The 13908-nt window shown below is 31.5% G+C and carries 12 protein-coding genes; 7 read left to right on the plus strand and 5 right to left on the minus strand.

What is annotated here, in order from left to right; genetic code table 11:
- Positions 1–196: 196 nt before the first annotated feature.
- Entirely contained in the window at positions 197–2158 is a 1962-nt protein-coding gene (locus H7355_RS06855) for a leucine-rich repeat domain-containing protein (protein WP_186646013.1), read from the plus strand.
- A 9-nt stretch (positions 2159–2167) separates the two neighbouring features.
- Here the strand turns inward: H7355_RS06855 and H7355_RS06860 are convergent, their stop codons facing one another.
- Positions 2168–3607, minus strand: coding sequence for a hypothetical protein (locus H7355_RS06860; protein WP_186646015.1), 1440 nt, complete (start codon positions 3605–3607; stop codon positions 2168–2170).
- Complete coding sequence (locus H7355_RS06865) at positions 3531–4175, minus strand: nucleotide exchange factor GrpE (protein ID WP_186646017.1); 645 nt, start codon at positions 4173–4175, stop codon at positions 3531–3533. Before H7355_RS06865 ends, H7355_RS06860 begins: the two co-directional genes overlap by 77 nt.
- 178 nt (positions 4176–4353) lie before the next feature.
- Between H7355_RS06865 and serS the strand changes: the two genes are divergently transcribed.
- Complete coding sequence (serS, locus tag H7355_RS06870) at positions 4354–5622, plus strand: serine--tRNA ligase (protein WP_186646018.1); 1269 nt, start codon at positions 4354–4356, stop codon at positions 5620–5622.
- A 38-nt stretch (positions 5623–5660) separates the two neighbouring features.
- Positions 5661–5915, plus strand: a complete 255-nt coding sequence (locus H7355_RS06875; protein ID WP_186646020.1) for a hypothetical protein — start codon at positions 5661–5663, stop codon at positions 5913–5915.
- Here H7355_RS06875 and H7355_RS06880 read toward each other — a convergent pair.
- Together H7355_RS06880 and H7355_RS06885 are read right to left on the minus strand one after the other, a co-directional pair.
- Positions 5912–6691, minus strand: a complete 780-nt coding sequence (locus tag H7355_RS06880) for a 4'-phosphopantetheinyl transferase family protein (RefSeq protein WP_186646022.1) — start codon at positions 6689–6691, stop codon at positions 5912–5914. The two genes, H7355_RS06875 and H7355_RS06880, sit on opposite strands and share 4 nt — an antisense overlap.
- On the minus strand, positions 6691–9030 hold the full coding sequence (locus H7355_RS06885; RefSeq protein ID WP_186646025.1) for an aminotransferase class V-fold PLP-dependent enzyme: 2340 nt from the start codon (positions 9028–9030) through the stop codon (positions 6691–6693). The genes H7355_RS06880 and H7355_RS06885 overlap by 1 nt, the downstream gene beginning before the upstream one ends.
- 384 nt (positions 9031–9414) lie before the next feature.
- On the opposite strand from H7355_RS06885, the gene H7355_RS06890 reads away from it, so the two are divergent.
- The 4 genes from H7355_RS06890 to H7355_RS06905 all read left to right on the plus strand — a co-directional run bounded on the left by H7355_RS06890 (position 9415) and on the right by H7355_RS06905 (position 12743).
- Entirely contained in the window at positions 9415–10965 is a 1551-nt protein-coding gene (locus H7355_RS06890; protein ID WP_186646027.1) for an APC family permease, read from the plus strand.
- A gap of 86 nt (positions 10966–11051) precedes the next feature.
- A complete protein-coding gene (gene msrA, locus H7355_RS06895) occupies positions 11052–11663 on the plus strand; it encodes a peptide-methionine (S)-S-oxide reductase MsrA (RefSeq protein WP_186646029.1) in 612 nt (203 codons plus the stop codon).
- Between the two features lie 58 nt (positions 11664–11721).
- Complete coding sequence (msrB, locus tag H7355_RS06900) at positions 11722–12222, plus strand: peptide-methionine (R)-S-oxide reductase MsrB (protein ID WP_186646785.1); 501 nt, start codon at positions 11722–11724, stop codon at positions 12220–12222.
- 62 nt (positions 12223–12284) lie between these two features.
- Positions 12285–12743 (plus strand): hypothetical protein, encoded by a 459-nt coding sequence (locus H7355_RS06905; RefSeq protein ID WP_186646030.1) that lies wholly within the window; start codon positions 12285–12287, stop codon positions 12741–12743.
- A 90-nt stretch (positions 12744–12833) separates the two neighbouring features.
- Here H7355_RS06905 and H7355_RS06910 read toward each other — a convergent pair whose 3' ends face one another.
- Positions 12834–13271, minus strand: coding sequence for a hypothetical protein (locus tag H7355_RS06910; RefSeq protein WP_186646031.1), 438 nt, complete (start codon positions 13269–13271; stop codon positions 12834–12836).
- Between the last annotated feature and the right edge of the window lie 637 nt (positions 13272–13908).

Here is a 13908-nt window from a genome sequence, read left to right on the forward strand (position 1 = left end):
ATTTTTCAATATTTACTTTTAAATTAAACAACACAAAACTTAATTCATTTTTATAAATTACTGATTTTATAACACTTTAATTTTTCACAACTTCCCTTTTAATAAAATAAAAATGTGATATTTTATATTTAGATCCAATTATTTAATAGAATTGGATTTAGGACTAATAATTAAACATCTTAGAAAAGGATTTCTAATGAAGAGAAATGGATTTATCTTATCAAGCTCCGCCCTTTTAGCAATTGTTTATAGCAATTCTGCATTTGCAGCAGAATACAAAGTTGAAGAATTCAAAAAAAATGTAATTTACCTTGATCCCAATACACAGACTCAAGCAGAGATTTTAAAAACTTTCCCAATTACTGTAAAAGATTTAATTAATAATTCAAATAATCTTGCTGCAAAATCAATAAAATTTAAATCTGATGAAAGTCAATTGACAGATTACTTTAAAAAAGAATTTTGCAGAAAAGTTAAATTTAAAATTGAAAATGGTCATTTTCAAATTATATCCGCACCAAACACTATCAGTACAATGATGACTTGCTACTATAAAGCAAGTTCAACCGATCCGAATGTTGTCTTAACATCTAAGCAAAAAAGTCTAGAAATAAAATTTAACTATGACTTTGATACATGGCGCAATTTAATAAAAAAAGATATATATGGTAGAGAATATTATCTAACATCTACTAAATTTGCAAAATATATTCACTCAAAAATTAATTCTGGGGAAAACATTAACTATTCCAAAGAAATTCTTCTTGATGGTTCTGATCTTTGGGAAAGTGAAAATAATAGTATAATTGAAAAAGAAAGAACCGGAGATTGGGATCAAGGTTCTTTATCATATAATGGTGATACAAATCTAGATATGAGTGCCATTTATCAAAGTAAAATGTTCCCAAATTTAGAAAAATTAACTATCAAAAATTTCAAAATAGTTTATCATGATTCAAATCCCTTTGCTTTTCCAAAATCTCTTTCATTAAAGCATCTAATTTATTCTCGCAATAAATTCAATGAAGTAAAAAAAGACTCATTTAGAAGAATTAAAAATCTCGAAAACCTTGATCTTAGAGGAAACTATATAAGAAAAATTGAAGATAATTCATTTGAAAAACTTGAAAGTCTTAAGCAATTAAATCTTGATCACAATGAGCTTAGTGAAGTATCAAGCAAAACATTTGCAGGACTTAAAAGTTTACAAGAACTCAATTTATCTAATAATAGTGGGGAAAAATCAGCTCAATTTGAGCTCAGAGGTAGTCCAAAACTGCCAAAATTAGAAAAACTATCAATCACACGCAGTCATGTCGGCAAAATTGATAAAGAATTCTTTCAATCAATGCCATTGCTTGCTCATCTTAATCTTGAGATAAATGCTTTAACAGAAATTCCAGAAAATATTTTCGTGAAAAATCATTCATTAAAAGAAGTTAATTTAAGTCGAAATAGAATTCAAAATATTTCATCTTTAGGCAACACAAATATCGTAGATTTGAATTTAAGTACAAATAAAATAGAATCATTAGATGACTCGTTCTTTAATAGCATTCAAAATATTGAAGTTCTCAACCTTTCTCAGAACTCTATTCATTCTATTAATAAATCACATTTATCTCCAGAATTAAAAGTTGTGAATTTAGGGAATAATAAATTGACATCTATTCCAAACGCGCTCTCGAATAACTTAGAAGATCTTACCATCTCTATAAATAAAATTGAACAGTTAAATGGCAATGAACTTGCTCAATATTTCAATCTTAAATCATTAAATTTATTTGACAATCAAATCAAAGAGATTCCAAGTGAAGCTTTTAAAACTCAAAGCAAACTTATAAAACTTACTCTAGCTAAAAATAAATTTACAGAAGTTCCCACAACCTCATTTCAATATTTAGCGAGCCTAGAAACTTTAGATCTCTCTAACAACTCTCTTCAGAGCATAAATCAAAATTCTTTTGATGGATTGAACAGTTTAAAAAATTTATTTATAAACCACAATGAAGTACCGTTAGCATTTAATATCAATCATAATATTAGACTTGATTCTATTTCTATCCTATATTCATTAAGGGAAAATGAAGTAAACAGAGTAAAAAAATTATTTGAAGGCACTCCCAAAATCACAATTCACAATGAATACGATTATTAATTTTTATCTTTACTTAATGGGATTGCTATTTTCATAGACAGCAATCCCGTTGACTTTCCAGTTTGCGTCTTTCAACATTTTATCAATTTCAGCGCTCTGTGAGCCATTCGCTAAAAATTGCATATTGCGTATTAAAATAAGTGAATCAAAAACCTGTGATTCTGTGCTTAAATTATTTATATTTTCTTGCAATGCATTAGCAAAATAGTCATTAAATTTTCCTTTTTCTGACAAGCGTTTTATTGAGCTTAAATCATTTATATTACGAGACACAGCCAAAAACTCTTTTTTATCACTTGGAATAAGTAATGGGATTGAAAATAATTTCGTCAATTTACTCAGATCACTTACATCATCAAATCCGTCTCCAATAAGAAGAGTATGAATATGCTTATTAAAAATGAGTTCAAAAGCTTCTCCTGACAGCCTCCCACCGTCATTTTTAGATTCAGCTATATAAAATTTATATGTGACTCCACTTACGGCAGTAGAAGATAAAAAGGCCGACACTCCTCGTAAAAAGTTTTGTTTATATTTCTGATTTTTTTTACTTTTTTCTAAAATAATCCCTATACGCATCTCTTGAGGATTGTCGTTTATCAAATGAACTAATCTATTTCTTATCGCAGAATTGCTAATAGAAATACCTGAGAAAAATGTAAGACTATCGGAACTTTTAACTATATTTTTTTCTAGAATATCAAGAGCAGTAGCATAATCTCCATCTTTAATTTTTGTGAGAAAAACATTCGCTACGAAATCATTTGAAAATTCAGAAGAGATATTTTCATCAAAATTTAAAACTGATAACCTTGCTTCAACATCAAAAAGCGTTAATTTTTTTGTGTCCTCTTTATTTAAAGAGACAGTTTGAAAATTATTTTTCTTCATTAATTCTTCAAGTTTCTTTAATTGAACTTTTTCAAAATCTTTATTAAATGAAAATCGAGCAGCTTCAGCTGCCAATGCATAATATTTTACTAAATAATTTGCTTGTAAATTTGGAAACTCAAGAACCTTGACAAGACTCACTGCAAGAGAGTATTTTTTAGCTTTTATATAAACTTGAAGTAATCCATATGTACAGATCGATGTCATTGGCAAGCTTAAAATATTTTCACTCAAAGCTTCTTCTAAATACATTTGAGACTGTAATTGCTCTTTTTCATCCATATTAATAAGAGCTATTCTGCACTTAGCCATGGCAATGTCTTTTTTGGTAGAATATTCGTTTTTTAAAATATTTTTATATAGTTCTGAAGATTTTTCATACTCTTTATTATAAAAAAAGCTCTCTGCTTTATCTAAAACAGAGAGTTGAGCAAAAGCTGTAATATGAATTTGGATTGAAACTAAAAAAAATAATTTAAAATTAATCCGGCGCTCCAACCCGTACCATAGCTGTTCTAAGAATTCTTTCACCGATTTTATAACCAGCCATAAATTCATCGATTACTGTTTCCTGTGTGAGTGACGCGTCCACGACTTTTGCAATGGCATTGTGATAAGTCGGGTTAAAAGGAGCATCTTTACCAGGCAGTCTTTCAATGCCATGCTTTTTCACAGCATCTTGAAACACTTTAGAAACTAACTGAACCCCTTCCACAATCCCCGCTACTTTTTTACCTTCTTCAGTTTCAAAGTTAATTTGGGTAAGTTCAATAGCAGACATTGCCTTATCGAAGGCATCAATGACAGGGAGAAGATCTTTGGCAAATTCTTGGATGGAATAAATACGTGTATCTGCTTTTTCTCGTTCCATTCTTTTCCGCATATTTTCAGCATCAGCAGCTATACGCAGCATACGGTCGTGGGTTTCTGCAAGTTTTGCTTGAACCGCTGCACATTCAGCTTCTAGAGAAGCAATTTTCGCTGCTTCATCATTTTGTGCAGTTGATGCGCCTTGAACTTCAGGACTTTGGTTATCAGAATTGTTAGATTTCTCATTAATTTCAGGAGAGTTTGTTTCACCCATTGCTTCATCTGATGACTTTTTTATAATATTTTTCAAAAACATAGTGCATATCCTCTCATTTCGGTTCTATCGTTACCAAGGTCATTGAGAGTTTAAGCAGAGAAAGCATCTGGTCAACAACAAAAATTTTGAATAAATGCATTTGGTGCTTGAAAAGTTTTCTTCACTTTATAAGAATGACCTTCGTTTCAGCTACTTTGAAAGAAAGGCGCTCCTGACTATGCTTGATCCAAAATTTATCCGAGATAACCTAGAAGCTATTGCAATTGCAGCAAAAAATAAGAGATTTGAATTTGATCCCAATCTCTTTTCTGAACTTTACGACAAACGCTCTAAATATATCAAAGAAACTGAAGAGCTCAGAAGCAAGCGCAATGAAGGCTCCGATGCAGTAAAAAAAGCGAAATCAAAAGATGAAAGAGAGTCTTTAGTCGCTCAAATGCGTTCGTTAGGTCCTATTCTCGAAGAATCTGAAAAAAACCTCCGTGAAGTCGAAAAAGAATTTGAAAGACTTTTACTCACTGTGCCAAGCATAGCTTCTGAAGACACACCGATTGGTGCAAGTGACGCCGACAATGTTGAAATCAAAAAGGTGGGCGAAATCCCAAGATTTGAGTTTAAAGCATTGGATCACATCACACTCGGCAAAAATCTTGGCATTATAGACTTTGAAAGAGGAACACAGATAGCAGGATCACGCAGTTATTTTCTAACCGGCTTAGGGGCAGAGCTTGAAAGAGCCGTGCATTCACTGGCTCTCGAAGTCTTAAAAAAACGCAATTATAAACAAATGAGTGTTCCAGTTCTCGTACGCACAAGTGCAATGGAAGGCACTGGATATCTACCAGGTGGAGCGGAGCAAGCTTATTTTGTCGAAAAAGATGATATGTGGCTTGTAGGAACTTCGGAAGTTCCACTGGCAAGTTACCATCAAAATGAAATGCTCGAGGCTTCTCAACTGCCTATAAAAATGTGTGCTTGGTCGACTTGCTTTCGCCGCGAAGCGGGCGCTGCTGGAAAAGATACAAAAGGTCTTTACCGTGTTCATCAATTTCAAAAAATTGAGCAAGTGATTATTTGCGAACCCAATATTGAAAAAAGTGATATTTTACATGCTGAGCTCTTACAAAATGCTGAAGACATTCTCCAATTATTAGAGCTTCCGTACAGAGTTGTTCAGGTATGCACAGGAGATTTAGGACAAGGCCAGGTTAAAAAGAATGATGTGGAAACCTGGATGCCAAGTAGAAATAGTTACGGAGAAACTCATAGTTGCTCAAGTTTTTATGATTTCCAAGCGCGCCGCTTAAAGATTCGCACCCGTGATGAAAACGGCAAAGCACAAATTTGTTTTACCTTGAACAATACAGCTGTGGCGACACCTCGTTTACTTATCCCTCTGCTCGAAAATCATCAAACTCCTGATGGACGAATTCGCATACCAAAAGCTCTCCGTAAATTTATGGATAATGCAGAATATATCGGTTAAAAATGGCGAAGAAATTCGCCTTTTATTTTGGAGAAAATATGCTTGCATGCGTCTGGGATTACTATGGAACCGATTCGAAAGGAACAGCAGAACACTTTGAAAAACATTTAAAAGAATTTATCCTTGTTAAAAATATTGAAAAATGTGTAACAGGTGTTCAGACAGATGGAAAAAATCAAGCATTTGTTTGGTGTGCTGGAGAAGAATGTTCATTAAATTTAATTATAAATAATTTAAAACCAAAACACTTTATTCCTAAAGAAAATTTTTCTGAGTTTGGAATTAGAATTTAAAAAGTTTCCTTTGCAGGATCTGTCAAATTAATTTGTGATCCCTTCCAATCGAAATATTTTATCTTAAAATTCTTTTTTTTCGTTGCAAAAACAGCAGAATAATTCGCATCTATAAAAAACTGTTCCAATGCCCAATCCATAACTGGATATTGAGAGTTTTTGTCTTCAATCACTTCACAGACTTTTTTAGGATCTATAGAAACAGTTAAATTTTCGGGTGGATAGTAAAATCCTAAGCCCAATGCTTTTATAATAGCTTCTTTAGCACTCCACACATGAAAAAAGGAAGCACATTTTTCTATCTGTGGTAAAGCCTTCCAAGTATTATATTCCTTAGGTGAAAAAACTAATTTTGCGGAACCATCGATATCGAAATCGTTCTTATATTCTTCAATATCGACTCCAACTTCATGCTCCAAACTAAAAGCAAGAGCGATCCATTTGCCTGCATGGGAAATATTGAATTTTAAATTCTTTATATTTATATTCTCAGACAAGAATGGTTTATGGTATTTAGAATATGCAAATAAGATTTGAGAAGTTTTTATTCCTAAATATTTGGCAGATAAAATTCTTATTAAGGCTCTTCCAACGACAGAACGAATACCATCTATTTTTTGATGATATTGTTTATATTTATTAATTTCAACTTCATCTAATATCTGCTCATATTTAAATAAATATTGTTCAGATTCAGAAATATTAACTCGCCAAATATGCACTTCATCTTTATTCAGTTGAAATGCATCATTTATTTTAGTTTCCCAAATATTCATTATTGTTGTTCATCATTTTTGAGTCGAGAAAAAGCAAAACCACCATTCAAACTCCATACGGACTCAAATCCTATTCTTCTTAGGCTTTTTGCAATAAATAAAGATCTATTGCCAGTCGAGCAAACTAACGCTATTTTTTTATTACAATATTCATATTCATTATGAACAAGATTAATAATTAAATTTACAATTTGGCTTTTTGGAATATTTGTTGGTCTCTCTTCCAAACCTATAAAATTCCAATCTTTAAAAAGCAAAGACTCGGCTCGTTCACGAATGTCTATCACAAAGTAGTTATCTGCTAACAATTTTGCATGGTCTAAAATTGGTAATTTTGCATCCTTAATTTCATAGGAATCTATCATTCCACAAACAATTTGTCCATGTTGACTTTGCGAAGTAATTTGTGAATCAAGTATTTTCTTTTCACTAGAAAATTCCTCAAATGACATGACTCTAAAAGGATTCAATACTTTTTGTAAGAGTTGATTATTCCTCTTTTCGACTCCCCAAACGGTAGCAAAGTTATTGCTATAATCATGAGCCGAACAGAGTATAGTTTTTTCTGCGAGTACTAAATTCAGATTTTGCAATGTCGTGTAAAATTGATTAATCCCGCTGATACCAAAATCTGTTCGTCCCAAACCACCACTTAAAATTGTGTCACCAACAAAAGCAAAAATTGGCTCATTCTGATCTGATATTTTGTAAACGAGATAACTTACACTATCAAGCGTATGCCCTGGGGTTTTTAACCTTTTTATTTTCCAATATTGAGATGGAAAATTTAAAAATTCATTGCTTTCCAATGGCCACCCAAGAGGCTCTTGCGCATTATCAGGTAAATTTAAAGCTAGCAGAATATTTTTCCGCGCTGAATCATGATCTGCATGAGAATGTGTGTCTAAAACGGCACATACATTAAAATCTCGACATTTAATTATATTAATAATTCTTTCAATACTTTCATAAGTAGGATCGATAATAATACAATTTTTTGAATATTTATCAATTAAAAGCCAGGAGTTCGCATTTTGAAAATCTATTTGAATGACACCATGTAATTCGTCATCAGGAGAGATAATTTCGTAAGAATTATTTTCTATATTGCATGATAAATTTAAACAAGTATTTCTCAATGCCTTCCCTGCTGACAAAATTGCCTCTGAGCCAGCTAAAATTTCTTCTTTTTTTGTTGCAAAACCAAAGGAAAGTCTAATAGCTGAAGCTAACTTCCACTCTGGAAGTTTCATTGCTGTCAATACGTGACTGTGACTCACAGACTTAGAATTGCATGCAGAACCACCACTTACACTTACACCTGCCGCATCGAATACATTCATCAGTTCTTTAGATGATATTCCGAATATAGAAAAGTTTAGTGTAGTCGATACTGAATCTTTAAAATCCGCATTAAACTCAATTGTTGGAAAAGCTTTTTTTAATGCATTCACTAACATTGATCTAAATGATTCAAGCTCATTTTCAGTCCTTAATGCTTGAACAGTCATACCTTTTTTTCTTTCACTTAACATTTCGAGCACAACACCAAGGGCTGCTATACCTGGTAGATTTTCTGTTCCCGAACGAATTCCTTGTTCCTGTCCCCCTCCAACAATCAGTGGGCAGCGAGGAGCTCCTTCACGCAAATATAAAAATCCAATTCCTTTTGGTGCATGAATTTTGTGCGCACTAAAAGAAGCATAATCAATGCTAATATGTTTAAAATCGAGATCGATTTTTCCAAGAGCTTGCACACAATCTACAAGCCAATATATATGATGTTTTTCCTTCCTTATTATGCCTTCAATTTTTTTTAAGTCCTGAATAACACCTGTTTCATTATTTACAGCCATTGTACAGAGGAGTAAGGTATCTTTTGCATGCTCAGCAAGATGCTCATACTTGATAATTCCATTCGTGTTTACCTCTAAAACGACGATGGGTATATTTAATTTAAGCACTTTTGACCAATGCTCTACTGCACTTGAAACAGCTTTATGTTCAGTTGATGCTACTAGAATTTTTTTAGAATTATTTAATTCTTTATAGATCGGATTGTCAGCTATACTTTGCAAACAAGAAAGAACTCCGATTTGAATAGCTTCAGTCGCACCGCTTGTAAAAAAAATTTCGTTTGGATTTGCATTTAAGACATCGCTGGCAAATTGACGTGACCTTTCAAGAATCAGCTTAGCTTCCGCTCCAGCCATATGCGTACTGCTTGGATTTCCATAAACACGTTGCATAGAGCAAATAGCTGCTTTACATGATTCTTCTAAAATTGGAGTCGTGGCATTGCAGTCAAAATAAATACGGTTCTGCCCATAAGTTACCATTTATTATGCCTCCATCGGCTGATTAAGAAAATTTAATACAAATTAGTTTTAGCAAATACGTATAAATAACTCCAGATAAAAAGACTTTTTATTTATTCTAGCGAGTTTTAGTCTCTAATAATCCAAAATAATTTACATGCAAAATTATTTTGGCTATCTAAAATTGAATTTTTAACTTTTAACACTATTTAACAAAACTTTATAAAACTCATAATTAATTGAATCTTACGGTGGAATTTTTTGCAAAAGGGTTATAAAGAAAGAGCTTTGGCATGATTGTTCATGTTTAGATATTCATTCGCAATAAATAAGTGTCACAATTTTAGCAGAATAATAAAACATATATTTATTTTGCACACTTAATAATTTTTGAAAGATGAGCATATGAAGAAAATAACTCTTATAAATCTTCTATTTTTTTCATTAGGATCCATAATTGGATCTGGATGGCTTTACGGAGCTTATTACACAGCTAAGCTCGCAGGAAATGCTGCAATCATTTCTTGGATAATTGGGGGCCTTATGATGTCTATAGTGGCTCTGAGCTATGCAGAAGTTATCTTAAATAAAAGATTTAACAATCTTTCAGATGCCGCGGCTCATAGCTTAACTAAAAATGGATGCACACTTGTTAGCATTTTAACTTGGATTTGGACCGCTTTGATTCCTCCAATTGAAGTTCAAGCTACTGTTCAATATGCTTCAAATTATTTTAATTGGATCCGAAAGAGCGATGTACAGAATTTTGAGCTTTCAAATGCTGGTTTAATGCTTTCATTTTTTCTTCTTTTTATTATGTTTTCTATTAATATATTTGCCTCAAATACGGTTGGGCGTTTTAATAAGCTCATTACAATTATTAAAGTCATTATTCCAATTTCAGTGGCATTTATTTTCTTCTACGTAATATATAATAACCCCATGAATGCATTTAACAATTTATCTATTGGTCTTTTCAGTGAAGGGATTTCAGGAATGCTCGTTGCTATCTCTACAGGTGGTATTGCATTTTCATTCATAGGTTTTCAAACTGCTATTTTCCTAGCAAAGGAAACAGATAATCCCCAAAAAAATATTCCCATAGCTGTATTTGGCTCAATTTTCATTGCAATTGTTGTTTATCTGTTGATACAAATTGGTTTTAATCTCTCTATTCCAAGCGAAAATCTTTCTAATGGGTGGTCACAATTAAATTTTGCAGGTGATTCAGGTCCTATAGCAGGACTTTTAGCCATGTTTGGTTTCTTATTTATGAGCTATTTTCTTTATTTTGATGCAGTCATCTCGCCATTTGGCACTGGACTTGGTTATAAAGTTGCAGCCTCTCGAGTGCTCAGTAATCTTTCTGAAGCAAAAATATTTCCAACAATTTTTGCACAAAAAAATCGCTATGGTTCACCTTACTATGCAAATATAATTAACTTTATAATAGGGGTCGTATTTTTAAGCGTCGTTTCCGGCTGGCAAAGTATGATAGCAATTCTCTGTGGGCTTATTATTTTAACTATGTCCTATGTCCCTATATATGTTTTATATGCACGTATAAATAATTTTATGGAAACGAGTTTTAAAGTAAAATATTTTAAAACCATATCTTTTTTAAGTTTCTATTTTTGCAATTTAATGCTAGTTTGGTGTGAATGGGCACAAATAAAATCTGTTTTTATAATTTTTGCAGTAATTTTCTTATCAATTAACATTATCAATAAATTTAAAAATAATTTCACTTTCAATCCTATCTTCCATATTATTCTTCCGCTTCATGCCATTTCAATCGCAACTATTACTTACTTAAAAATATTCCAACCCTCATTTTATTTTGAAATCATTAGCATTCTCATTATTTCTTTAACTTTATTGGTTTTAATTTATAAATTATACAGCAAAACAATCTCACTAAATAAAAAGACTGAAGATAAAAAAATGGCGTCATAATTTCTTATATTTTTATATTGCACATAATAAAAATATTGCTAATCTGTTAGCAGCAGCACTCCCTTTCTTCCTTGGAGGCGTTGGTTATGATTAGAATCCTTTTAATATTTTTGTTACTATTTCCTAGTATTGCTTTCACTCTTGATTCTAACAAGAGCTCAAAGACAGTAACAACAAATAAAAGCACCGAAATAGCTATTGTCGCTGGTGGATGTTTTTGGTGTGTTCAGTCTGATTTTGATAAACTCGATGGTGTAAAAGAAACAATTGTTGGCTATGATGGTGGCTTCGACAAATCTATTACTTATGAAAAAGTATCCTCTGGCAAAACCCCATTTGTTGAATCTATTAAAATCATTTATGATCCTAATAAGCTAAGTTATTCTCAGTTACTTGATTTTTTTTGGGTGCATATTGATCCAACAAATATTGACGGACAATTTTGTGATAGAGGAAAGCAATATAGAACTGTTATTTTCTATTTAAATGAATCACAGAAGAAAATAGCAATTGCTTCTAAAGAAAAAATTCAAAAAAAATTTAAAGGAGTTTATACAGAAATAGTTCCTTCTACTCATTTTGTAAATGCAGAAGAATATCATCAAAAGTATTACTTAAAAAATCCAATTCAATACACAAACTATCGTAACACATGCCGCAGAGATGCGCGTGTGAAGGAGCTATGGGATGCTAAATAATACAAAAAAAATAAGTTCTCTATTGTATATAATCACACTATTATTAACAGGAACAGTTATGGCAGATAATAAAGAAAAAAATACTGAATTATCAACTCAAGAAGATTCAAAATATTCTAAATTTGACAAAGATTCTGCTTTGGAAAAACTCACACCAATGCAAAAAAAAGTCACACAACATGAAGGCACTGAACCTGCATTTAATAATGAATACTGGAAAAATGAAGAACCTGGTATTTATGTTGATCTTGTCTCAGGTGAACCTTTATTTAGCTCCACAGATAAATACGATTCTAAAACAGGTTGGCCAAGTTTTACAAAACCAATTGATAATAAATTTATAATGACAAAAACAGACAATAAACTGAGCAGTGAAGAACGCACTGAAGTACGTTCAAAATACGGAGACTCCCATCTAGGACATGTTTTTGATGATGGCCCCGGACCGACTCACAAACGTTATTGTATGAATTCTGCTTCTTTGCGATTTATTCCTCTCAAAGACATGGAAAGGCTTGGATATGGAAAATATTTATATCTTTTTAAAAAGAATAAATAAAATTCTTATTTGATTTATTCTTTTTCTTTTGTTAATTTTTATTTTTAACAAGAGGTTTTAGAGTGAAAATAAAAATTGCGTCTATTTTTATACCAATTTTCTTATTTGTTCCTAAAATTCATGCCGACAATGCATATGTTTATTGCTCAAGTATTCACCATGAATGGAAGTGGTTAAAATATGATTATAATCCAGAGGACATTGTATTTGGATCTTGGGGTGGCAATACGAAGAATAAAGGTACAATGACTGTCAGTGGTCAATGGAAATATTATACATCAGAGAATAAATATTTTACTTTCTTTGTTTTAGATGATGCAGAAAATAAATACAATGAACTTAAAATACTCTGCAGAAAACAACATGGAAAAGATTATATGTACCCTCAACCCGTCGAAGAGGTTTATGATGGAAAATGGTCTGCTTTTGCAAACGCTGATAACACACTATATCCTGGATATGTTACAAGTAAAGTATTTCGTTCTCCAATCGGTATCCCGCGCTTTCTGTTTAATCAATAGAATATTAAAATAAGTTAATAAAATTATTTTCTTTAATCTCATTGTGAATATTAAAAAGAAATGTCGTGAAATGATTAATATTCCTATAAATTATTTACACTCTTTAAAACTAAAATTTATTGGTATCGAACCATATTCCTTTAAATACCTTAAATTTTTAAGCACTTCCTTGAAATCTAACTTATAAATAACTGCTTTGCGAGAAAATTCGCTCGCAATTATGCTAGATATAATTCCATTGTCTTCTAGTATTTTTTGGTCAAAAAACGCTACAGGAAAATCGATTGAATCATGCGCTTCAATTCTGCCATCGCTCACTCGATATTCTGTACGTGCAGCTATAATTGAGCTGTGAGGAAAAGGCACCATTTCAATCGTAAAATTACTTCTATTTTTTCCATACACGATTGCATTTTCTATTGAAACAGTAGATCCTAGAATAAAATGATAATAGTCCGTAGTTTTTTTTGCTGGATATCCCAGTCCATCAGATACATTAAATAAATGCCGAGCTCCACCAAACTCCATATTAAAGGCTTTGAGTGATGCTTCGTATGATAGGGCTTTAAAAATGGATTTGCATCGATTCTGACGAAATGTCCAGGATCATATGGATTTATTTTTATTTTCACAATTTTAATTTCATACTCATCTGTATATAAATATTTCATAGCAAATACAGATCTTGAAAAGAATAGATTAAATACCAACAAGCATTTTGCGATGAGTAATATTAATTTCATTAATGTACCTCATACATATCTAACTCAAAATATTATTGCTACTGATTTGAAATAATATTTTGAGTTCGTTTAATTATCGCTCAAAACAGCAGAAAAGACAATTTACAAAAAATGAATAGAGCAATTTATACCGATAATTTTTTTGACAGCAAATACTTACACACTTTAGTGGATTTTTTTTCCCAAACACTCTATTTAACCTTTTTTTAATTCAGTTTGGTACAAAATCTAAACTATTCTTTGTTCTTAAAGTTACTATGATTTTTTAATGATAAATTATGCAGTTATTAAAATAAAGGATTTTCATCTGCATTTTCTTTGCGCCTTACTTGTAAATCTTTTGATATATCTTGTAAATTTTTCGCTTTGCTTTTTGTAAATTTTTATTCTATATATAAATAATTAAATTTAACTTTTAAATG

Source organism: Fluviispira vulneris, from assembly GCF_014281055.1.
GTDB lineage: Bacteria > Bdellovibrionota_B > Oligoflexia > Silvanigrellales > Silvanigrellaceae > Silvanigrella > Silvanigrella vulneris.